We start from the raw sequence: 22,856 nt of genomic DNA, 5'->3' as shown, positions 1-22,856 counted from the left end.
CGTTTCGGGACTGATGTGAGACAGGAAAGCGGCGCCGTTCGAGACTTCGTTCCCGGCTTCCTTGCGATGGCGGGCGCTAGCTGGCAAAAGAGCACGTGCTGATGAGGCACGCTCGCGAGGGGCGTCGGGTGTGCTAAATCTGGATTGCTAAATAAATCGTTGCAACAGCCTGCTCGCAAACAACTATTCCTCGACCAGTGCGCGCATATCGACCTTGCGCGCATTCGCCGCGCTCCTGCGCTTCGCAAGCCACATCATGAACGTGATGAACGTGCCGAACACCACAATGATCCAGGGCACCGGCAGCTTTGCCGTCAGCAGCGCCGCGTACAGGCCGAGCATCAGCAGCACGGCCAGGTTCTGGTTGAAGTTTTGCACCGCGATCGAATGGCCGGCGGAGAGGAGAGTGGCGCCACGATGCTGCAACAGGGCGTTCATCGGCACGATAAAGAACCCCGATAGCGCGCCAAGCAGGATCATCAGCGGATAGGCGAGCACGATATAGATCGGCGCAACGAAAGGACCGACGCGAATTCCCATGCCGGGGGGAAACAGCCCCTTGCTATAAAACGCCATCGCGACCGCCACAGCGCCCGTGATGATGCCGATCGGCAGCACCTTTAACGAACCGCGCAGCGGCACCCACGTCGCGGCCGCCGCGGCGCCGACGGCAATGCCGAGCCCCGTGACCCCCTGCATTACTGCCGCTTTCGAAAGCGACAGCCCCAGGTTCACGTCGGCCCACTTCAACACCAGCAACTGCAGCGTGACCGCGCCGCCCCACATTAGTGTGGTCACCCACAGCGCGATCTGCGCGAGCTTGTCGGCCCACAGCACATTGAAGCAATGCGTGAAATCGCTGACCAGCTTTTTCGGTTCTGTGAGGCGATTCGGATAGCGAGCCCCGGTGTCGGGGATGCCCACATTGATCGCCGCTGCGATCGCGTAGGTCACCATCACGGCGAACATCGCCAGATCCGCTGCGGAGTGAATCAGCGGCAGCCGCGCATGGGTCACGAAATTGGTCGCATACGTGCTGATCAATGCGCCACCCAGCATGGTCCCGACGATGGTCGACAGCACGGTGGCCGACTCCAGCCACGCGTTGGCCGCGACAAGGCTCTCGGCGGGCAGCAATTCGGTGAGGATGCCGTACTTGGCCGGCGAGTAGGCCGCTGCGCCGAAGCCGACCACGCCATAGGCGATCATCGGATGCACGCCGGCAATCATCATCAGGCAGCCGCTTGCCTTCAGCGCGTTCGCGACGAACATGACGTGGCGCTTTTGCAGTGCGTCGGCAAAGGCGCCGACGAATGGCGCGAGCAGCACGTAAGAGACCGTGAAGAAGATCTGCAGCAGCGGCGTCACCCACGCGGCCGAGCGGATCACCGAGAGCAGCGCGATCGCCGCGATCAGCAGCGCGTTGTCGGCAAGCGACGACACGAACTGCGCCGCGATGATCGTATAGAAGCCTTTTTTCATTAAGCAGTTCGGGATGCTGCGCTCAATCGCGCGCCAAAATGACGACGGCTCGAGAAAAACGGATGCCGGCGCGGCCTGTCGCTTTGTAGCATGAAGCGCTGCGGCGTGCAGGGGGGCTGGCGTTTGCGCGTGCCGGTGGGAGGCAGGATGCGGGCGGTTCGGCGCGTCTGCGTGCCGGGGCGCCGCATGCATGCGCGGCAACCCGCGGGCCGCGCAGCCGGCACCAGCAAAAAAGCGGCCGAAGCCGCTTCCTGGGTGGGTGAGCCTTACGCTGCCTGCTGCCTGGTGCGGCTGTAGCGCGAGAGGATCGGCACCATCTGGGCATACAGCTTCGGGTTGCCCGCGACGATTTCGCCGATATGCAGGAAGTCGGAATCGCCCGTGTAGTTGCCCACCAGACCGCCGGCTTCGGTGATCAGCAGGCTGCCGGCAGCCATGTCCCATGCATGCAGGCCCTGTTCGAAGAAACCGTCCAGGCGCCCCGCCGCGACGTTCGCGAGATCGAGCGCAGCCGCGCCCGGGCGGCGCAGGCCGGCGCAGGATTCGGTCATTTCCTTGAAGAGGCGCCCATAAGCCTCCAGACCGTCGGTCTCGCGGAACGGGAAGCCCGTGCCGATCAGGCCGTCGGCGAGACGGTCGCGGCGGCCGACGCGGATGCGGCGGTCGTTCAGGAACGCACCGCGGCCGCGCGAGGCGGTAAACAGGTCGTTGCGGTTCGGGTCATAGACGACGGCCTGGGTGACGATGCCCTTGTGTGCGAGGGCGATGGACACGCAGTAGTACTGGAAGCCGTGGATGAAGTTCGTGGTGCCGTCGAGCGGGTCGATGATCCACTGGTATTCGGACTCGTTGTCCGACTTGCCGGATTCTTCGGCGAGGATGGCGTGATCGGGGTAGGCGGTCTTCAGCGTATCGATGATCGCGGCTTCCGACGCCTTGTCGACCTCCGTGACGAAATCGTTGTGCTGCTTCTTGCTGACCTGGACCAGATCGAGATCGAGCGACGCCCGGTTGATGATCTGCGCGGCGCGGCGGGCGGCCTTGACGGCGATGTTGAGCATGGGATGCATGAGCCTGGATCCTTGTTTGTGCCGGGGCAGCGCGGCTGCTTGCCGGTAAAATGAGCTGAGTAAGGAGCTGAATGAGCTATAAATCAGCCGAAACAACACGAAACGGCGCTGGACGGCGCGTTCCGTCGACGGAGACGAATTGAATAAGAACGGGGCGCACGTGCCAGGACGGCGCAATGTGCGTGATTTTACCCGACTCCGGGCCCCCTCGTCAGGGCGCCGTGCGATGCCGGTAGGTTCGCAGCGCTGGTTGGCGCTACCATAAGCATCTTTAGCTCCCCATTTTTATCGTGGCACAACCCCACAATCCGTCTTCGTCCTCCCCGCCGCCGTCCGAAATCTGCGGGCCGGACAGCGCAGCGCCCGTGCGCGGCGGTTTTACGTCCACCCGCTTCGTGCTCGTCGAGCCCAGCCATCCCGGCAATGTCGGTGCGGCGGCGCGTGCGCTGAAAACCATGGGATTTTCGCGCCTTGTGCTGGTGGCGCCGCGCGTGCCGCATGTGCAGTCCGATCCCGAGGCCATCGCCATGGCGAGCGGCGCGGACGATGTGCTGGCCGGCGCCCACGTAGTGCCGACCCTCGCCGACGCGCTCAACGGCGTGCAGTGGTCGGTGGCGCTGACGGCCCGCGCGCGCGAATACGGGCCGCCGCAACTCGTGCCGCGCGCCGCGGCGGCGCATGCGCGCGAGCACGCGGTGCATGGCGACATCGCGCTGGTGTTCGGCAATGAGCGCACCGGACTGTCCAACGAGGACGTCGAGCGCTGCAGCCTGCTTGCACATATTCCGGCCAATCCGGCTTACAGCTCGCTCAATCTGGCGCAGGCGGTGCAGGTGCTGGCGTACGAATTGCGCACCGCTTACCTCGGCGCGGGCGGCCTGGGCGGCTCGGGTGGTGCGGCGGCGGGCGGTGTGGCGGGCGCCGAGGGGCAGGGTGCGGCACACGGTTCGCTTGCGCCTAGCGACGACATCGAAGGGATGTTTGCGCACCTCGAAAGCGCGCTCGTCGCGCTCGAATTTCTCGATCCGGCCAATCCGAAGAAGCTGATGTCGCGCCTGCGGCGCCTGTTTGCCCGCTCCGGGCTCGAGCGGGAAGAGGTGAACATCGTGCGCGGCATCGCGAAACATATTCTGCTGAAAGTGAAGCCGCCGGGCGACGACGCGTCCTGAGGCCGGCTCGCAGTCTGCCACCTCCGCCACTCCCGGCCCGCTCATCCCCGACGACCTTGCCGGGAGCGGGGGCATCCGGCGGGTTTGCCGCAATCGCCCTACAATTCCTCGAAACGTTCTAAGCAAAGCTGCCGGCGTGCTAACCGGCAGCGCTGTCGCGCGCCGCGAGGCGCCGAGTTATCCCCCCACAAAAGCGTCACTGCCATGTTCACGAGACTTCGCGAAGCCATCGCTACGATCCGCGAGCGCGATCCCGCCGCCGGCAGCGCCTGGGAAGTCCTGACCTGTTATCCGGGGCTCCATGCGCTGGTGCTGCACCGGCTTGCGCATGCCTGCTGGCGGGCGAGGCGCCGTTGGCTCGCGCGCTTCGTGTCGCAGCTGGCGCGCTTTCTGACCGGCATCGAGATTCACCCCGGCGCCACGGTTGGACGCCGCGTTTTTATCGACCATGGCATGGGCGTCGTGATTGGCGAGACCGCGGAAATCGGCGACGACTGCACGATTTATCAGGGCGTCACGCTCGGCGGCACCTCGCTCACGCGCGGCGCCAAACGCCATCCCACGCTGGAACGCGGCGTGATTGTGGGTGCGGGCGCCAAGGTGCTGGGCGGCTTCACGGTCGGCGCGGAGGCGAAGATCGGTTCGAATGCGGTGGTGGTGAAGCCGGTGCCCGCGGGCGGCACGGCGGTCGGCAATCCGGCGCGGGTGATTGCGCCGGCAGCGGTGCCCGCGTCCGAGGCGGCGGCCGGCCGCAATGCGCAGGACGGGGCGCCGGCGCGCGCCGCGTTCTGTGCCTATGGGATTACACCCAATGCGGACGATCCGGTGTCGGTCGCCATTCACGGCTTGATCGACCATGCGGCGACGCAGTCGCAACGCATCGATGAAATCGTCGCCGCACTCGAGCGGCTCGGCGCGAGTCTCGAAGCGCTGCAGGGCACGGATGCAGCGCTGCTCGATCTGCGCCGCCTGTCCGCGGTCATTGCAGGGAAGGTGGATGGCGTGACGGTGGAAAGCTGAGCGCGCGGTTCTATCCCGCTTCTGTCCCGCTTCTGTCTCACTTCTGTCCCGCTTTGATCCCGCGGTTCGTTCCGGTTATGACGCCGTGAATGTTCGTGCGTGTAGGCATGCCGCCGCGGCGCCGCCAGTCCCGTCAATCGAGCGGCAACGCCCGGATCCCTTCGGAATTGACCCGCAAATATCCGCCACGGCGTTCGCCGTGATCGAGATCCCAGTCCGGCAACACCCAGCGCGTGCCGCCGGGTTCGCGATGGCGCGCCGGCCGGTGCGTATGGCCATGCACGATCGTGGCCGTCCCGGTCTCCTTGAACAACGCCGCCACGCCTTCGGGCGTCACGTCGTACTTGGGTGAGACCGGTCGTGAGCGGCCTGCCTCGCTGGCCGAACGCATCCGCTCGGCCAGCGCCCGGCGCCATCTGAACGGCCAGGCAAGAAACAGCATTTGCGCGAAACGGCAGCGCGCGAAACGGCGAAACCGGATGTAGGCGCGGTCCGCCGTGCAGAGCGCGTCACCATGCGCGAGCGTGATACGCGCGCCGAACGCCGTAATCACGAACGGATCGGGCAGCCAGATCGCGCCGGCCGCTTTCATGAAGCGCTTGCCCAGCAGAAAATCGCGATTGCCATGCATGATGTAGAGCGCGATGCCGCGCTCGGACAACGTATGCATCAACGCTGCCATGCGGGCGACGAAAGGATCGCTCAGCATGTCGTCGCCGATCCAGTATTCGAACAGATCGCCGAGAATGAAAATGGAGTCGGCCTCTTCGGCCGTGATGCGCACAAAATGCTCGAATGCGGCGACCGTGCGCGGCACCGCATCGCTCAGATGCAGATCCGAGATGAAAAAAAACGGGCGTGCGGCGTTCGGGCGTTTGCCCTCGCCAGGCACGCCCGCAGCGACGCTTCGCAGCGGCGTATCTTGCAGCATTGAAGAGTGCCTGAATGCAGTTGCAGTAAAGGCTATCGTTCGATAGCGAGCCGTGCGCGAGCGGACGGCGGCGCCCGCTCGCGCACGGCCAGGTGCTTATTCGACGATGACCGCTTTTTCGATGATCACGTCGTCGACCGGCACGTCCTGATGGAAGCCCTTCGAACCCGTCTTCACCGACTTGATCTTTTCGACGATGTCGAGACCCTCGACCACCTTGCCGAACACGGCGTAGCCCCAGCCTTGCGGCGTCGGCGACGAGTGGTTCAGGAAGTCGTTGTCATTCACGTTGATAAAGAATTGCGCCGTTGCCGAATGCGGGTCGTTGGTGCGCGCCATCGCGATCGAGCCGGTGACGTTCTTCAGGCCGTTGTTGGCTTCGTTGGTGATCGGCGCTTCGGTCGGCTTTTGCTTCATGCCGGGTTCGAAACCGCCGCCCTGGATCATGAAGCCGTTGATCACGCGGTGGAACACCGTGTTGTCGTAATGACCGGCCTTCACATAGTTGAGGAAGTTCTCAACCGACTTCGGTGCCTTTTCGGCGTCCAGTTCGAGCTTGATGACGCCGTGATTCGTGTGCAGTTCGACCATGATGGAATCCTTTGATGAACAGGTGGGTGGAAGGCGAGGCGCATCAAGCGATGGGCCCGCGCCGGGGCGTGAGTGATGCAAGGGCGGTAAGCGACTGCCTCACCGGCGGGGGGCGCCCGCGCCCCTTGCCTGTTTGCCTGGTTACTTGCCGACGATCGTAGCCGATTCGATCACGATCGGCGTTTGCGGCACGTCGGCCATCGGGCCGCGCGTGGTGGTCGGCGTTCCTTCGATCTTCTTCACGACATCCATGCCGGAGGTGACCTTGCCGAACACGGCATAGCCGTTACCGTCCTGGCCCGGGTAGTCGAGGCCGGCGTTATCCGCAGTGTTGATGAAGAACTGCGCCGTGGCCGAATCCGGGTCGCTCGTGCGCGCCATGGCGATCGCGCCCACGACGTTCTTCAGACCGTTGCGGCTTTCAAGCGGAATCGGCGCGCGCGTCGGCTTTTCCGCGTAGCTCTGCGTGAAGCCGCCACCCTGGATCATGAAGCCGGGAATCACGCGATGGAAAATCGTGCCGCTGTACTGGCCGGATTTCACATAGTCGAGGAAATTCGCCACGGTCTTCGGTGCCTTCTCGGGGTACAGCTCGACGCGAATGTCGCCGTCCGTGGTCTTGAAGAGGACGGACGGGTGCGCAGCCGGCGTGGCGGACTGGGCAAAAGCGGGTGCGTTCGCGATCAGGGCGGCGCTACCGAGCGCCAGCATCAACCATTTCATGAAGATCCTCAGGGTGGAAAAAAACGTTGGCGATGAGTCCGCGGTATGGGTGCCTGGGGCGCCTACTGCGACGGCGCCATATACGGCGGCATGGCGAGAGAACCGTTCGGGCCGCCGAACTGGAAGCTTGGCGACTCCGTCATATTCGAGGTGGCGCGATTGGTGTAGTCTTCCGGCGCTGCAACCTTCTTGACCGGTTTCGCGCTGCTTGCCGGCGGCGAAATGATCTTCTGGATGTCGGCGAGGCGCTGTTGCGTCGGACCGCTGGCATGGCCGAGATTCTGCGCGCGCTGGTAGGCGGAGGCGGCGAGGCGCAGGTACAGGTCGCCGAGATTCTCGTAGGCGAGACCGTAGTCGGGGTTCGCCTTGGTGGCGGTCTCGAGCGCTTCACGGGCTTCCGTATACTGGCCGTGCTTGGCATACAGCGCCGCAAGGTTGTTGTACGGCTCGGGCAGTTCCGGGTACGTCTGGGTCAGCGCGATGAAGGCCTTGATTGCCTCGTCGTCGCGGTTCAGGTGAGCCAGCACGGTGGCGCGCTTGAACTGTGCCTGCGCGTCGCGCGGATTGGCCGCGATGCGGGCGTCGAGTTGCGTGAGCGCGGCGTTCCAGTTTTTCTGCTCGATCGAGGTGTCGATTTCCGGCGTGCCGTCGCGCACGGCCGGGCCTTGCGACATCACGGGGGTCTTTTGCGCGTACGCGGAGGCGCCCGGCAGCAGCATGACGGCGAGGCCGCACAGGGCCGTCGCGGCGAGGGTCGCGGCGCTGCGCGCGCGGCCGCTGGAAGGTTTCATAGGCTCAGGTCTGGATGTTATACTCCGAGCCATTCTAACAAAAGGTCTGCGCGTTCCGTTGAACCACAGACTGTCTTTTCGCCACTCGTGGTCGTCTCCGCCTTGTTCGCATGACCGCCGCACCAGGTGCGCCGGTTTGCTGCTATATGTATGAGCCACACCCGTTTCGTGCTGACGCCTGGTACTGACGCCCTGTGCTGAGATACTGAGCTTGTCCCGAACGGCCACGGCGCGCACGGTACACATTGCGGATTTCTTTCGGCCCACGCATCGTCTCTATGGAATCACTGCGCATCTACAACACGCTCGCGCGTGAGAAGCAAACTTTCGTGCCGCTGCAAGAGGGCGTCGTACGGATGTACGTCTGCGGGATGACGGTGTATGACTACTGTCACATCGGTCACGCACGCGTGATGGTTGTGTTCGATATCGCGCAACGCTGGCTGCGCACGCTAGGCTACAAGGTGACCTATGTGCGCAACATTACCGATATCGACGACAAGATCATCCGTCGCGCGGTCGAAAACGGCGAGACGATCAAGTCGCTGACCGATCGCTTCATCGCTGCGCTGCATGAAGATGCGGACGCGCTCGGCATCGAGCGGCCGGATCTCGAACCGCGCGCAACAGAATATATTCCGCAGATGCTCGGCATGATCGGGAAGCTGGAAGCGAACGGCTATGCCTATCAGGCAAGCGACGGCGACGTCAATTATGCGGTGCGCAAATTTTCTGGCTACGGCAAGCTGTCGGGCAAGTCGCTCGAAGACCTGCGGGCAGGTGAGCGCGTAGCGGCCAACGACGCCAAGCAGGATCCGCTCGATTTTGTCCTGTGGAAACAGGCCAAACCGGAGGAGCCTGCAGACACGGGTTGGGACTCGAAGTACGGGCGCGGGCGTCCCGGTTGGCACATTGAATGCTCTGCCATGGGCTGCACGTTGCTCGGCGATCATTTCGACATTCACGGTGGCGGGCAGGATCTGCAGTTTCCGCACCACGAAAACGAAATTGCGCAAAGCGAAGGCGCGACAGGTCAAACGTTTGTCAACTACTGGATGCACAACGGCTACGTTCAGATCGACAATGAGAAGATGTCGAAGTCGCTCGGCAACTTCTTTACGATCCGCGAAGTGCTGGCGCAGTACGATGCGGAAGTGGTGCGCTTTTTCATTGCACGGGCGCACTACCGCTCGCCTTTGAATTACAGCGACACGCATATCGACGACGCGCGTAACGCCCTCACGCGTTTGTACACGTCGTTGAAAGACGTGAGCCCGGATGGCGCCGGGCTCGACTGGAACGAAGCGTACGCGCAGCGTTTCCAGGCGGCCATGAATGACGACTTCAACACGCCGGTGGCGGTAGCGGTGTTGTTCGAGTTGGCAAGTGAAGTCAACCGCACGCGTGATCCCGCGCTGGCCCGACAACTGCGTGCGCTCGCGCGCATCATCGGACTGCTGGGCCGTGAGCCGCGCGTGTATCTGCAGCAGGCTGCGGGCAGTGCGGGTGAAGGCGCGCTCGACGCCGGCGCGATCGAAGCAAAGATCGCCGCGCGCGTGGCCGCCAAGCAGGCGAAGGACTATGCGGCAGCAGACCGGATTCGGGCGCAATTGCTCGAGGCCGGCGTTGCACTTGAAGACAAACCGGGCGGGTTGACCGAGTGGCGGCGCGTGTGAGCGCACCTCGCACTTCCCTTTGATCGACTCGCCAGGCAGGAGGCAGGATGGCAACGGCCACGAAGACGCCGGCTAAACGGGCCGCGTCTCAAACAAGCGCGGCAGCCGCAGTGAAACCGACCCGCGCGCGTAACGGCAGCGCGGCGAAAGCGGCGCCCGCGACGGCGAAAGCGGCGACGGCGAAGGCCGCCGGCAAGGCAGGCACTACCGCAAAGAAGGCACCGGTGAAGCGCGCGCTCAACGGCGCCTCGGCACATGCGCCGAGCAAGCTTGCCAAACCGGTGCGGCCGGCGAGGGCAACGCGTGCCGCGCGCGCGAAGCCGCATAGCGGCAACGGCGCTGTGCCGGCCGAACTCGCCGACGACGCGCAGGAACTCACTCGCGACGTGCTGCACGATGGCGAAGTCGTGCGCAAAACACGTGCACTGGACGACACCGAAGTGGCCGTGCCGGTGCAGGTCGGCGGCCTCACGGCGGAAGTCACGCGCCCCGACTACTGGGACAGGGCGTGCGCCGACCTCGTCAAGCGCGACCGCATTCTCAAGAAACTGATTCCGAAGTTCGGCCCGGTGCATCTGCTGAGCCGCGGCGACCCGTTCGTGACGCTCGCGCGCTCCGTGGTAGGACAACAGATTTCGGTGGCCTCGGCGCAGGCGGCGTGGCAGCGTGTCGAAAGCGCGTGCCCGAAGCTCGTGCCGCAGCAGTTCATCAAGCTCGGGCAAGACAAGCTGATGGCGTGCGGGCTGTCCAAGCGCAAGGCCGAATACATCCTCGATCTGGCCGAGCACTTCGTCTCGGGCGCCTTGCACGTGGGCAAGTGGACTTCGATGGAAGACGAGGCGGTGATCGAAGAGCTCACGCAGATTCGCGGCATCGGCCGCTGGACCGCGGAAATGTTCCTGATCTTCAACCTGTCCCGCCCGGACGTGCTGCCGCTCGACGATCTCGGCCTGATCCGCGCGATCAGCATCAATTATTTCAGCGGCGAACCGGTCACGCGCAGCGAAGCGCGCGAGGTTGCTGCGAACTGGGAGCCGTGGCGCACAGTCGCGACCTGGTATATGTGGCGTAGTCTCGATCCGTTGCCGGTCGATTACTGACCAGATCTGAACTGATGTAATGCCGTCTTGGGGCTATCGGTTTTGCTGGATCGATAGTTTCGAGGTGGTTTTGACAGCGGCGGTCGCGGTTAGAATACGCGCTGCCTGGTAAGTCCAAGGATTAAAACCAATGAAGACCACTTTTCTGGATTTCGAGCAGCCGATCGCGGAACTCGAAGCGAAGATCGAAGAATTGCGCTTCGTGCAGGACGATTCGGCCGTCGATATTTCGGAAGAAATCGAGCGGCTGTCCAAGAAGAGCCAGCAGCTCACCAAAGATCTGTACGCAAACCTGTCGCCATGGCAGGTTTCGCAAATTGCCCGTCATCCGCAGCGTCCGTACACGTTCGACTATGTGAACGAACTGTTCACCGATTTCCACGAACTGCACGGCGACCGTGCGTTCGCGGACGATCTGGCGATCGTCGGCGGCTTCGCGCGTTTCAACGGCCAGGCTTGCATGGTGATCGGCCATCAGAAGGGGCGCGACACCAAGGAGCGCTCGCTGCGTAACTTCGGCATGCCGCGTCCGGAGGGCTATCGCAAGGCGGAGCGCCTGATGCGCCTCGCCGAAAAATTCGGCCTGCCGCTGTTCACGTTTATCGACACGCCGGGCGCTTACCCCGGCATCGGCGCGGAAGAACGCGGCCAGTCGGAAGCCATTGGCCGCAATCTGTATGTGATGGCCGAGCTGAAAACGCCGATCATCTCGACGATCATCGGCGAAGGCGGTTCGGGCGGCGCGCTTGCCATCGCCGTGGGCGACAGCGTGCTGATGCTGCAGTTCTCGACCTATTCGGTGATCTCGCCGGAAGGCTGCGCCTCGATTCTGTGGAAGAGCGCAGCCAAAGCGCCCGAAGCGGCGGAAGCGCTGGGTTTGACCGCGCACCGTCTGAAGGCGCTCGGCCTGATCGACAAGATCGTCAACGAGCCGCTCGGCGGCGCACATCGCGATCCGAAGGGCATGGCTGCCATGTTGCGCCGTGCGCTGGCCGACTCGCTGCGCCAGTTCCATGGCATGAGCACCCCGGACCTGCGTCAACGCCGCTTCGAACGGCTAATGGCGTACGGCAAATTCAAGGAAACGACGCCGGGCGCATAAGCCGGCTCGTCTCTCCAATCGAGGGCGCTTCGCGCCTCGTCGCCGTGACACATAGCGCTGACTCTTCCGCCGACCGCCTCGTTATCGAGGCGGTCGGCGCAGCGCTTTCCGCGCTGCCGGCGCAGTCCGGCGAAGCACGGGTCGCGGTGGCGTTCAGCGGCGGCATCGACTCGAGCGTATTGCTCGACGCCTCGGTGCGCGTGGCCGGCGCGTCGCGTTGCCTCGCGCTGCATGTCCATCACGGCCTCAGTCCGCAGGCAGACCAGTGGCTTGCGCATTGCGAAGCGTTTGCGCGCGCGCGTGGCGTGGCGTTTGCGGCCGAGCGCGTCGAAGTGGTGCGCGACCCGGGCGTGAGCGTTGAAGCGGCCGCGCGCGAGGCCCGTTACCGCGCGCTCGACGCCATGTGTGCACAGCATGGCGCGGCCACGCTGTGGCTTGCCCAGCACGCCGACGATCAGGCCGAAACAGTCCTGTTGCAGTTGCTGCGTGGGGCAGGGGTGGCGGGACTTGCCGCGATGGCTTTCGAGCACCTGCCGGCGGGCGCCGGCGCGACACGTGTGCGGCCACTTCTGCATTTGTTGCGTGCGCAACTTGAGCAGTACGCGGCAGCGCGCTCGCTCACATGGGTCGAGGACGAATCGAATGCCGACACCCGCTATGCACGCAATGCGTTGCGCCATGATGTGCTGCCGGCGCTGGCCGTGCACTTTCCGGGCTTTCGCGATGCGCTTGCACGCAGCGCGGGCCATGCAGCCTCCGCGCAGCGTCTGCTCGACGAACTGGCACGCCTCGACATGGCGGCAGTTTCCTGCGACGAAGGCCGCGCGCTCGCGCACGACGCCTTGCTCGCACTCGACGACGAACGCGCGCTGAACCTGCTGCGTTTCTGGATGCGCTCGCTCGGTTTACCGGCGGCGTCGACTGCGCGTTTGAGCGATGCGCTGCGGCAACTGCGCGAAGTGGGCGCGGCGCACAGCCTGCGTGTCGATCACGCCGGTCAGGCGCTGCGCAGCTATCGCGGCCAGATCTACTGGGAAGCGGGCGACAGCGCCGAGCCTGCCGACGAGACCGCGCTGGTCACGCGCGCAACCGCGCAACTCGCCTGGCAGGGCGAATCGATCTGGCGTCTGCCGCAATGGCGCGGCACCTTTGTGTTTGCCGAGACCTCGGCGGACGACCCGGCCGCTGTGCCGGCCGCGCTCCTTAAGGCAGCGCCGCTCGCGGCCCGCTCGCGTAGCGGCGGTGAGCGCATGCGCACGAGCGCACAGGGCGCGAGCCGGACACTCAAAAACCTGTTCCAGGAGCAGGGCGTACCGGCATGGAAACGCGACGTGCCGCTGCTGTTCGCCGGCGACACGCTGTTGTTCGTGCCGTTACTCGGCGTGAACCGGGCAGCGTGGCCCGGGAAGGCTGAAGCCGGCGCCGGCGCTGCAAAGGCCGGTGAGGGCTATGTGCGGATCGATTGGCGCGAGGATCTGCTGCTCGCCTGACCGACCGGTCGGGCACCCCTGGATTAGCCGCCACCTGCCGGCGCGCGACGGCAGACGGCGCTGCGAAAAAAGGCGCAACTCCTTTGCGCACAAGCCTTTGCAACGGCTGATGCCGGGAATTCGGCTTGTTTTTTTGCGCCTGATCGGGTACGTTAACTTGTTTGCCCGAAGCCGCTATTGCCATCATTTCGATGCGCTCTTGCTGTTTTCCGGCCGTTTTCTGTGTTTCCCGGCGACCACAAGCCACCGGGGGGCCACCGGGGAGCCGCCAGCCAGCGGCCTTTGGCGATTCCTCGCGGGCAAATCCGCGCGTGCTGCACGTGCGCTGCATCTACGCCGCCACCCTTCACACTTCGCCGTCGTTCCTGAAACGTTGAGCTCTTGTGCCTTGGTGCGGTCGTCTCCAGCGCGGCAGCGCGGTTACTTCTCCAGTTCAGAACGACAATGGCACTCATCGTACATAAATACGGCGGCACTTCGATGGGCTCGGTCGAGCGCATCAAGAACGTCGCGAAGCGCGTCGCGAAATGGCACAAGGCTGGCCACAAGATGGTCGTCGTGCCCTCGGCGATGTCCGGCGAAACGAATCGCTTGCTCGGTCTCGCAAAAGACATTTCGACCCAGCCGAGCCCACGCGAACTCGACATGATTGCCGCCACCGGCGAGCAGGTCAGCTCGGGCCTGCTCGCCATCGCGCTGCAGGAAGCGGGCGTCGACGCGGTCAGCTACGCCGGTTGGCAAGTGCCGATCAAAACCGACAGCGCATTCACCAAGGCACGCATTAACGAAATCGACGGCGAGCGCGTGCTCAACGATCTGGCTGCCGGCAAGGTGGTGGTGATTACCGGCTTCCAGGGGATCGACCCGGAAGGCCATATCACCACGCTCGGCCGTGGCGGTTCGGACACCTCGGCGGTCGCCGTGGCAGCGGCGCTGAAGGCGGACGAGTGCCTGATCTATACGGACGTGGACGGTGTCTATACCACGGACCCGCGTGTGGTCGAAGAAGCGCGCCGGCTCGATTGCGTGACGTTCGAAGAAATGCTGGAGATGGCAAGCCTGGGTTCGAAGGTGTTGCAGATCCGCTCGGTAGAGTTCGCCGGCAAATATCAGGTGAAGACGCGTGTGTTGTCGAGCCTGACCGATCCGCTGATCCCGCTCGAAGCTGAAATGACCTCGGGCACCCTGATTACTTTTGAAGAAGACGAGACCATGGAAAAAGCAGTCATCTCGGGCATCGCGTTTCAGCGCGACGAAGCACGTATCGCCGTGATGGGTGTACCCGACAAGCCCGGCATCGCCTACCAGATTCTCGGACCGGTGGCGGATGCGAATATCGACGTCGACATGATCATCCAGAACCAGAGCGTCGAGGGCAAGACCGCCTTTACGTTCACGGTGGGCCGCGGCGACTATCAGCGCGCCATGGACATTCTCACCGGCCAGGTGAAGGACCATGTGAAGGCCGAGCAGGTGCTGGGCGATCCGAAGGTGTCGAAGGTTTCGGTGGTCGGCGTCGGCATGCGCTCGCACGTCGGAATCGCCAGCACGATGTTCCGCACGCTGTCGGAAGAGGGCATCAATATCCAGATGATCTCCACCTCCGAAATCAAGATTTCGGTGCTGATCGACGAGAAATACATGGAGCTCGCCGTGCGCGCGCTGCATAAGGCGTTTGAACTGGATCAGGCGTAATCTGCTTTAAAAAACGGGGCGTACAAGAGCGTCCCGAGTGTCCCGTTCGCCTTGTGCATTTGTTCCGTGCGTTCGCTTGGTGTTTTCGCTTCGTGCCCTCCTTGGTGCACTCTTTGCGGCCAATGTGAATAAATTGCGTCGTCGATGACGAATCTGGCACAAAAAATGTGCCCAAGACATTGACCTTCGCGGTTCGGGCCGCTATTATCTTGGCTTCGTCGCGCTGACTCCCTGCGCGACCGAAAGTTTGGGAGACGTGGCCGAGAGGTCGAAGGCACTCCCCTGCTAAGGGAGCATCTGGGCCAAAACCTGGATCGAGGGTTCGAATCCCTCCGTCTCCGCCAGCAATGGCGGCGGAACCCCAAGAGATCGCGGTCTCTTGGGGTTTTGTTTTTTCTGCGTCCGTTTCTGATGCGGACAAATTCGCCAACGCGAGATTGGGCGTAGCGTGAAACGCTGATTTTCAGATTCGCATCGAACATGTTTCGGATGCCCAATCAATCGTGATTTGTTGTGCAGCGCGGACCTGGCGATTGTGCGCGTCGCGCCTCGGTAAATCGGCTGGCCCGGCAAGGCGCCCCAAGCCCCCACCGCATGTGTTACCACCACGCCCGCTTTTCACCGAAACATCGTCCCTTGTAACCAGACGTAACGTAGCGCTTCAGTGTGCGATGTTGTGCATCAGTTCTTACAAACTTGAAATACGCGGATCATTGCCTTGCGCTATATTCCAGCCAACAAACACACACTTGCCAAAAAGGTGAATTCCATGAAGTCCGCTCGTCTTGTTCCGCTTCTGATCGGGGTTCTTGCGCTGGGTGCGTCAGGTGCAGCAATGGCCGGCGTGAGCGTGGGTGTCAACATTGGTATCCCGGCGCCGGTTTATGTTGCTCCGGCACCTGTCTACGCGCCGCCGCCGCCTCCGCCGCCGGTCGTCTATGCACCGGCGCCGGTGTACTACGGCGGCCCGGCGATCGTGATCGGCTGGCACGGTGACCGTTACTGGGACGGCCGTCGCTACTGGGGGCGTGACGAGTGGTATCGCCACCACCCGCCGGGCGGCTATGGCTACCATGGCGGCTATCACGACCACGGCCACTGGAATTAAAGCTGGCTAGCGCGGTTTTTCAGGCGCTGAAAGCAAAAAACCGCCCCGAGGGGCGGTTTTTTGTCGCATGCACAAGCTTGCGCAAACGCCTGCCACGTAGCAGGGCGCTCTGACCGATGCTTACTCCGCGACCGCGGCCATGCCGCCGACCACCGAACTGAAGCCGCTATCGACGTGCAGAATTTCCGCCGTCACGCCGGCTGCAAGGTCCGACAGCAGGAACGCCGCCGAATTGCCGACCTGCTCGATCGTCACATTGCGCTTGAGCGGCGCGTTGCCTTCGACGAAATCGAGAATCTTGCCGAAGCCCTTGATGCCGCTTGCCGCCAGCGTCTTGATCGGACCGGCGGAAATGCCATTCACGCGCACACCTCTCGCGCCCAGCGAAACCGCCAGGTAACGCACGCTCGCTTCGAGCGAGGCCTTGGCTAGCCCCATCGTGTTGTAGTTCGGAATCGCGCGTTCGGCGCCGAGGTAGCTCAAGGTGAGCAGCGCCGCGTCCGGCGACAGCATCGGCAGCGCCGCTTTGGCAAGCGCCGGGAAGCTATAGGCCGAAATATCGTGCGCGATGCGGAAGTTTTCACGCGTCATGCCGTCGAGGAAGTCGCCGGCAATCGCTTCACGCGGTGCAAAGCCGATCGAGTGGACGAGGCCGTCGAGGCTGTCCCAGCGTTCTTTCAGCGAGGTAAAGAGCGCGGCGATCTGCTCGTCGTCCGCCACGTCGCACGGGAAGACCAGATCGCTGCCGAATTCCGTGGCGAACTCGGTGATGCGGTCCTTGAAACGTTCGCCGACATACGTGAAGGCCAGTTCTGCGCCTTCGCGCTTGCATGCTTGCGCAATGCCGTATGCGATCGAACGGTTCGACAGCAAGCCGGTGAGCAAGATTCGTTTACCAGCGAGGAAGCCCATGAATTCTCCTAATGAAGTCAACGCGCCGCGAGCTCAGATGTGCGGGATCGCGCGGGATATTTAGGTAGAATTCTCTCACATTGCAACCGCCCACCGACCTCTCACCAACGTACAAGGCCCTTATGACGACTGGCACGCGACGGGTTCAGCAACATGGCGCAAGCTGGCGCTCCATGATGGAAAAGATCTCGTGTGTCTGTTCGCAGGGTGCAGGACGTGGCTTGATCGCGGCGGCATTTGTCCTGTGCGGGGCTTCTGCGGCCTTGCTGGGCGCGCAACCGGCGCACGCGTCCTACGGGATTGCGCAGTACGGCGAACCGAAGTATCAACCGGGTTTCAAGCACTTCGACTACGTCAACCCGGACGCGCCCAAAGGCGGCACGCTGGTGCTGGCCAACCCCGACCGGCAAACCAGCTTCGACAAGTTCAACCCGTTTACGCTGCGCGGCAATGCTGCGCCCGGGAGCGGCTTTCTGTTCGAGAGCCTGCTTGCCGGCAGTTCGGATGAAGTGGCGTCGGCATACGGTCTGCTCGCCGATGACGTCGAGATCGCACCGGATCGCCTGTCCGCCACGTTCCACATCAATCCGCACGCGCATTTCTCTAATGGCGACCCGGTGACTGCCGCGGACGTCAAATACTCCCTCGACACGCTGAAAAGCCCGCAGGCTTCGCCCGCGTTCGCTGCTTACTTCGCTGAGATCACCCGTGCCGTGGTGGTGGACCGCCTCACGATCCGCTTCGACTTCCACGAGCCGCACCGGGAATTGCCGTTGCTGGCCGGCGGAATCCCGATTTTTTCTCCCAAGTGGGGGATGAAGCGGGACGGCAGCCATATTCCGTTCGACCAGCTTGCATTCGAAAAACCGATCGGCAGCGGCCCTTATCTGATCGAGCAATACGATAACGGCCGCAACATCACCTACCGGCGCGACCCGAACTATTGGGGCGCCAGTTTGCCGGTGCGGGTGGGCACCTACAATTTCGACCGCATCACCTACAAGCTGTACTCGGACGACATAGCGCGCCGTGAGGCCTTCAAGGCCGGAGAGTACGACGCGCTCGTCGAATACGTCGCGCGTAACTGGATCAGGCGGGACGTCGGCAAGAAGTTCGATAGTGGCGAGCTGATCAAACGCGAGTTTGTGCAGCACAACGGCACAGGCATGCAGGGGTTTTTCTTCAACATCCGGCGGCCGCTTTTCCAGGACGTTCGGGTACGCAAGGCGCTCGATCTCGCGCTCGATTTCCAATGGCTCAATCGCCAGCTTTTCTACAATCAATACACGCGAATCGACAGTTTCTTCGTCAACACCGACTTGCAGGCGACGGGGCTGCCGTCGCCGGGGGAGCTCGCCCTGCTCAATCCGTGGCGGGCCCAGCTCGACCCGGCGGTGTTCGGGCCGCCGCCCAAACAGCCTGACACGGACCCGCCCGGCTCGTTGCGCGCCAACCTGCTGGAGGCGCGGGCGCTCCTCGAGCAGGCCGGCTGGACCTATCGCGACGGTGCATTGCGCAATGCCAAGGGGCAGCCGTTCCAGTTTGAAATCCTCGACGATTCGGCCTCCGAGACTTCAATGCAGCCTATTGTTGCCACGTTGATCCGCAATCTGCAGAAGCTCGGCATTACGCTGACGTTTCGGGTCAGCGATTTCGCGCTCTATCAGAAGCGGCTCGATGCGTTCGACTTCGACGTTACAACCATCCGGATGCCGGACGTGCAGGTACCGGGCACCGAACAGGTCGACCGCTTCGGCAGCAAGGCGGCCGACACCCCCGGCTCCGACAACCTGATTGGCCTCAAGTCGCCCGCTGTGGACGCGATCTTGCGCGCACTGGTGCAGGCGCAGACGCGCGATCAGCTCGTCGATGCGACCCACGCGCTCGACCGCGTGCTGATGCATGGCTACTATGTGATTCCACAGTGGTACAGCGCGGTTCATCGGGTGGCGTTCCGGCGTGGGCTTGCCTGGCCGCAAACCTTGCCGCTGTACTATGCGCCAGATGACTGGATCACTTCGACCTGGTGGTTCAAGCCACAGCAGTGAGGCGGTCCGTCGACGCCTGAGCCGCCATTTCAACGCCTTTCGCACGTGCACCGGAAACGCCGCCATGTGGAGCTACATTCTCAAACGCCTGCTGTTGATGATCCCGACCATCCTCGGGGTGTTGACGCTGACTTTCGTCGTGATCCAGTTCGTGCCCGGCGGCCCGGTCGAACAGATGGCGCATGAGCTGCGCAAGGGTTCGGAGAACGGCGCGCCGTTCGGACTGCGCGCCCACACCGGTGTTGATGCGCAGCAGCTTGCGCAACTCAAGGTGTTGTACGGTTTCGACAAGCCCCCGCTCGAACGTTATGGGCTGATGCTCAAGCGCTTCGCGACCTTCGACCTCGGGCAAAGCTATTTCCGCCATCAAAGCGTGTGGTCACTGGTGGTCTCGAAGCTGCCGGTGTCGATCAGCATCGGCGTGTGGACTTTCCTGCTCACCTATCTGATCTCCGTGCCGCTCGGCATTGCCAAAGCGATCCGCAACGGCTCCCATTTTGATTTCGTCACCAGCCTGATCGTGCTGATCGGCTATGCGATTCCCGGTTTCGTGCTTGGCGTGCTGCTGCTCGTGCTGTTTGGCGGCGGCTCGTTCCTGCAGCTTTTCCCACTGCGTGGCCTCTACTCCGACAACTGGGCGCAGTTGAGTTTCGGCGCGAAGATCCTCGACTATCTGTGGCACATCACCTTGCCGATCGTCGCTTCGGTGGTGGGCAGCTTCGCGGTGATCACCATGCTCACCAAGAATGCCTTCCTCGACGAAATCCGCAAGCAGTATGTGCTGACCGCGCGAGCCAAGGGGCTGTCCGAGCGCCGGGTGCTGTGGAAGCATGTGTTTCGCAACGCCTCCTTGCCGCTGATCGTCGGCTTTCCGGGCGCGTTTATCGGCGCGTTCTTTACCGGTAGCCTGCTGATCGAGACGCTGTTTTCGCTCGACGGGCTCGGCCTGCTGTCGTATCAGTCGGTGATGCAGCGCGATTATCCGGTGGTGCTCGGCACGCTGTATCTGTTCACGCTGATCGGCCTTGCCACCAAGCTGATCTCGGACCTCTGCTACGTCTGGGTCGATCCCCGCATTCAATTCGAACAACTGGAGCGCTGACTTGAGTCGAGCCCGTACCCGAGCCGATCTGGCGCCGCGCACCGAGCCCGTCCGTGCATTCGTCTCGCCGTCGCCGGCCCGCCGCGTCTGGCAGCGTTTCCGCAGGCAGCGGCTTGGCTACTGGAGTCTGGTTGTATTTGTCGTCGCTTTTGCGGCGAGTCTCGCCGCGCCGCTATGGTCGAACGACAAACCGCTCGTGGCCCGCTACGACGGGCATCTGTATTTCCCGTTGTTCAAGAGCTATTCGGAGATCACCTTCGGCGGCGATTTCCCGACCCCGGCCGATTATCTCGATCCATATGTGCGCGAGCGTTTCAGCAAGCCGGGCAATTTCGCGCTCTATCCGCCCAACCCGTACTACTACGACACGCTCAACTATTTCTCGAAAGCACCCAATCCGGCGCCGCCTTCGCGCGAGAACCTGCTCGGCACCGACGACCGCGGCCGTGATCTGCTGGCGCGGCTCGTCTATGGCTTTCGCGTCTCGGTCGAGTTCGCGCTGGTGCTGACGCTGATCGGCACCGTGCTCGGCATTTTCGCGGGGGCGGTGCAGGGTTTCTTCGGCGGCAGGACCGATATCGTTGGCCAGCGGCTGATCGAAATCTGGAGCGCCTTGCCGGAGCTGTATCTGCTGATCATCTTCGCGGCGATCTTCGAGCCTGGCTTCATCCTGCTCATCGTGCTGCTCTCGCTGTTTGGCTGGATCGGCTTGTCCGACTACGTGCGCGCCGAGTTCCTGCGCAATCGCACCCAGGACTATGTGCGGGCGGCGCGGGCGATGGGCCTGTCGAACTGGCAGATCATGTGGCGTCATGTGTTGCCCAATAGCCTGACGCCGGTCATCACGTTCCTGCCGTTTCGCATGAGTGGTGCGATCCTGTCGCTCACCAGCCTCGACTTCCTCGGCCTGGGTGTCCCGTCACCCACCCCGAGCCTGGGCGAATTGCTCGCGCAGGGCAAGGACAACCTCGACGCGTGGTGGATCTCGTTGTCCACCTTCGGCGTGCTGGTCTCGATGCTACTGCTGCTGACTTTCATGGGCGATGCGCTGCGCAATGCGCTCGACACCCGCATCTCCGATGCGATGCGCGCAGGAGGCAACCAGTGAGCGAGCAGGCCAAGCAAATGGCGGCAGGGCCGCTACTGGAACTCGATCGACTGCGGGTGACGTTCGGCGACACCGTCGCGGTGCAGGACGTCTCGCTCGCCATCGAACGTGGCGAGCGGGTCGCGCTGGTCGGCGAGTCGGGATCGGGCAAGAGCGTCACCGCGCTGTCGATCCTGCGCCTCCTGAGCGACGCCGAGGTGAGCGGGGCGATCCGCCTCGACGGCGCGGATCTGCTCGCGAAGAGCGAGCGCGAGATGCGCGCTCTGCGCGGCTCCGCTATCGCGATGATCTTCCAGGAGCCGATGACGGCGCTCAATCCGCTCTACACGGTAGGCGAGCAGATCGCGGAGACGATCGTCGTGCACGACGGCGTGCCCGCCCTGGAGGCGAAGAAGCGCGCCGTGGCCCTGCTTGCGCGCACTGGCATCGCCGAGCCGGGCAAGCGCGTCAATAGTTATCCTCATCAACTCTCGGGCGGCCAGCGGCAGCGTGCGATGATCGCGATGGCGCTGGCCTGCCGTCCGCGCCTGTTGCTGGCGGACGAGCCGACCACGGCGCTCGACGTGACGATTCGCGCGCAGATCGTCGAGCTGCTGCTCGAACTGCAGCGCGACGAAGCGGCGAGGGACGGCATGGCGGTGCTGCTCATCACGCACGATCTGAATCTCGTACGGCGCTTCGCGCAGCGCGTCGCGGTGATGGAGCGCGGTGTGCTGGTCGAGAGCGGTCCCGTCGAACAGATCTTCGCCTCGCCGCAGCATCCGTACACGCAACGTCTGTTGCAAAGCCGTCCTGAGCGCACGGTGGTGCCGGTGTTGCCGATCTCGCCGGTGCTGCTCGAAGCGCGCGATGTCTCGGTTGAATTCAAGACGAAATTGCCGGGGTTGCGCGGCTGGTTCCGCTCGGGGCGCTTCCGTGCGGTCGCGCAGGCGAGTGTTTCGGTGCGGCAAGGCGAAACGCTTGGCATTGTCGGTGAATCGGGGTCGGGTAAATCGACGCTCGCCATGGCGCTGCTCGGACTGCAGCGTACCGTACAGGGCGAGATCGAATTTCAGGGCAGGGCGCTCGCCAGTTTCCGGGGACGTGAACAGACGGTCCTGCGCTCGAACATGCAGGTTGTCTTTCAGGATCCGTTCAGTTCGCTTTCGCCGCGCCAGACCATCGAGCGGATTGTGGGCGAGGGTCTGGCGCTGCATCGCCCTGAACTGGACGACGCAGCCCGGCGCGACAAGGTGCTGGCGGTGCTGCGCGAGGTCGGACTCGACCGCACGGTGCTGTACCGTTATCCGCACGAATTCTCCGGCGGACAGCGGCAGCGCATTGCGATCGCGCGGGCGCTGGTGCTCGAGCCGCGCATCCTGATCCTTGACGAGCCAACCAGTGCGCTCGACGTTTCGATCCAGCAGCAGGTGCTCAGGTTACTGGCCGGGTTGCAACGCAAGTACAACCTCGGCTTCGTGTTTATCAGTCACGACCTCGCGGTGATCGGTGCGATGGCGCACCGGGTAGCGGTCATGCAGAACGGTTCGATTGTGGAAGCCGGGGAGGTTGAGCAGATTTTTGCGACACCGGCTCATCCTTACACTCGAAAGCTTCTGAAAGCCGCGCTCGCGGACTGATTTTCACCAATTGGGTGCGTGTCTCGATTGTATTTTTCTATTTGTTTTGACACACGAATACTTACTAGCTAGTATCGACCAAACTTTTTTTCGTATCCCACTGATTTTTAGGCAAAAAC

At 63.2% G+C, this 22,856-nt stretch carries 19 protein-coding genes and 1 tRNA gene; 13 read left to right on the top strand and 7 right to left on the bottom strand.

Annotated features, from left to right (window positions below):
* Positions 1-183: 183 nt before the first annotated feature.
* Positions 184-1,482 (bottom strand): lysophospholipid transporter LplT, encoded by a 1,299-nt coding sequence (gene lplT / locus FFS45_RS15595; protein ID WP_137955547.1) that lies wholly within the window; start codon positions 1,480-1,482, stop codon positions 184-186.
* Positions 1,483-1,748: 266 nt separating this feature from the next.
* Positions 1,749-2,552, bottom strand: coding sequence for an inositol monophosphatase family protein (locus FFS45_RS15590; protein WP_137955546.1), 804 nt, complete (start codon positions 2,550-2,552; stop codon positions 1,749-1,751).
* Positions 2,553-2,890: 338 nt separating this feature from the next.
* Between FFS45_RS15590 and FFS45_RS15585 the strand changes: the two genes are divergently transcribed.
* Together FFS45_RS15585 and cysE are read left to right on the top strand one after the other, a co-directional pair.
* Entirely contained in the window at positions 2,891-3,721 is an 831-nt protein-coding gene (locus tag FFS45_RS15585) for an RNA methyltransferase (protein ID WP_249362800.1), read from the top strand.
* Positions 3,722-3,925: 204 nt separating this feature from the next.
* The gene (gene cysE / locus FFS45_RS15580) at positions 3,926-4,741 is read left to right on the top strand and encodes a serine O-acetyltransferase (protein ID WP_137955544.1); all 816 of its coding nucleotides are present in this window, start codon (positions 3,926-3,928) and stop codon (positions 4,739-4,741) included.
* A 133-nt stretch (positions 4,742-4,874) separates the two neighbouring features.
* Here the strand turns inward: cysE and FFS45_RS15575 are convergent, their stop codons facing one another.
* From FFS45_RS15575 to FFS45_RS15560, 4 genes are all read right to left on the bottom strand, one after another.
* Positions 4,875-5,672, bottom strand: coding sequence for a UDP-2,3-diacylglucosamine diphosphatase (locus FFS45_RS15575; RefSeq protein ID WP_137955543.1), 798 nt, complete (start codon positions 5,670-5,672; stop codon positions 4,875-4,877).
* Positions 5,673-5,768: 96 nt separating this feature from the next.
* Positions 5,769-6,263, bottom strand: coding sequence for a peptidylprolyl isomerase (locus FFS45_RS15570; RefSeq protein WP_137955542.1), 495 nt, complete (start codon positions 6,261-6,263; stop codon positions 5,769-5,771).
* 141 nt (positions 6,264-6,404) lie between these two features.
* Positions 6,405-6,986: a peptidylprolyl isomerase gene (locus tag FFS45_RS15565; RefSeq protein ID WP_137955541.1), complete on the bottom strand. Its 582-nt coding sequence runs from the start codon at positions 6,984-6,986 to the stop codon at positions 6,405-6,407.
* Between the two features lie 62 nt (positions 6,987-7,048).
* A complete protein-coding gene (locus tag FFS45_RS15560) occupies positions 7,049-7,777 on the bottom strand; it encodes a tetratricopeptide repeat protein (RefSeq protein WP_137955540.1) in 729 nt (242 codons plus the stop codon).
* 278 nt (positions 7,778-8,055) lie between these two features.
* On the opposite strand from FFS45_RS15560, the gene cysS reads away from it, so the two are divergent.
* From cysS to FFS45_RS15520, 7 genes are all read left to right on the top strand, one after another.
* Entirely contained in the window at positions 8,056-9,453 is a 1,398-nt protein-coding gene (cysS, locus tag FFS45_RS15550; RefSeq protein WP_137955538.1) for a cysteine--tRNA ligase, read from the top strand.
* 47 nt (positions 9,454-9,500) lie between these two features.
* Positions 9,501-10,553, top strand: a complete 1,053-nt coding sequence (locus tag FFS45_RS15545; RefSeq protein ID WP_137955537.1) for a DNA-3-methyladenine glycosylase — start codon at positions 9,501-9,503, stop codon at positions 10,551-10,553.
* 130 nt (positions 10,554-10,683) lie between these two features.
* Positions 10,684-11,655 carry an acetyl-CoA carboxylase carboxyltransferase subunit alpha gene (locus FFS45_RS15540; protein WP_137955536.1) on the top strand — a complete coding sequence of 324 codons (972 nt, stop codon included), beginning with the start codon at positions 10,684-10,686 and terminating at the stop codon, positions 11,653-11,655.
* 44 nt (positions 11,656-11,699) lie between these two features.
* Positions 11,700-13,145 (top strand): tRNA lysidine(34) synthetase TilS, encoded by a 1,446-nt coding sequence (tilS, locus tag FFS45_RS15535; protein WP_137955535.1) that lies wholly within the window; start codon positions 11,700-11,702, stop codon positions 13,143-13,145.
* 444 nt (positions 13,146-13,589) lie between these two features.
* Positions 13,590-14,840, top strand: a complete 1,251-nt coding sequence (locus FFS45_RS15530; RefSeq protein ID WP_137955534.1) for an aspartate kinase — start codon at positions 13,590-13,592, stop codon at positions 14,838-14,840.
* 250 nt (positions 14,841-15,090) lie between these two features.
* Positions 15,091-15,184 (top strand) — tRNA-Ser (locus FFS45_RS15525).
* Between the two features lie 425 nt (positions 15,185-15,609).
* Entirely contained in the window at positions 15,610-15,948 is a 339-nt protein-coding gene (locus tag FFS45_RS15520; protein WP_137955533.1) for a hypothetical protein, read from the top strand.
* 120 nt (positions 15,949-16,068) lie between these two features.
* On the opposite strand, the gene fabI is transcribed toward FFS45_RS15520, so the two are convergent.
* Entirely contained in the window at positions 16,069-16,860 is a 792-nt protein-coding gene (gene fabI, locus FFS45_RS15515) for an enoyl-ACP reductase FabI (RefSeq protein WP_137955532.1), read from the bottom strand.
* Positions 16,861-17,033: 173 nt separating this feature from the next.
* Between fabI and FFS45_RS15510 the strand changes: the two genes are divergently transcribed.
* The 4 genes from FFS45_RS15510 (at position 17,034) to FFS45_RS15495 (ending at position 22,737) form a co-directional block, all read left to right on the top strand.
* Positions 17,034-18,908 (top strand): extracellular solute-binding protein, encoded by a 1,875-nt coding sequence (locus FFS45_RS15510; RefSeq protein WP_249362799.1) that lies wholly within the window; start codon positions 17,034-17,036, stop codon positions 18,906-18,908.
* A gap of 64 nt (positions 18,909-18,972) precedes the next feature.
* Positions 18,973-20,010 carry an ABC transporter permease subunit gene (locus tag FFS45_RS15505; protein WP_137955530.1) on the top strand — a complete coding sequence of 346 codons (1,038 nt, stop codon included), beginning with the start codon at positions 18,973-18,975 and terminating at the stop codon, positions 20,008-20,010.
* A gap of 1 nt (position 20,011) precedes the next feature.
* Positions 20,012-21,118: an ABC transporter permease gene (locus tag FFS45_RS15500; RefSeq protein WP_137955529.1), complete on the top strand. Its 1,107-nt coding sequence runs from the start codon at positions 20,012-20,014 to the stop codon at positions 21,116-21,118.
* Positions 21,119-21,135: 17 nt separating this feature from the next.
* Positions 21,136-22,737: a dipeptide ABC transporter ATP-binding protein gene (locus FFS45_RS15495; RefSeq protein ID WP_137955603.1), complete on the top strand. Its 1,602-nt coding sequence runs from the start codon at positions 21,136-21,138 to the stop codon at positions 22,735-22,737.
* The last annotated feature ends 119 nt before the right edge of the window (positions 22,738-22,856 follow it).

It is taken from the genome of Burkholderia sp. 4M9327F10, from assembly GCF_005503145.1.
Classification (GTDB): Bacteria; Pseudomonadota; Gammaproteobacteria; order Burkholderiales; family Burkholderiaceae; genus Paraburkholderia.
The sequence above is the reverse complement of the archived record's forward strand: the minus strand, read 5'-3'. Positions and strand labels throughout refer to the sequence as shown.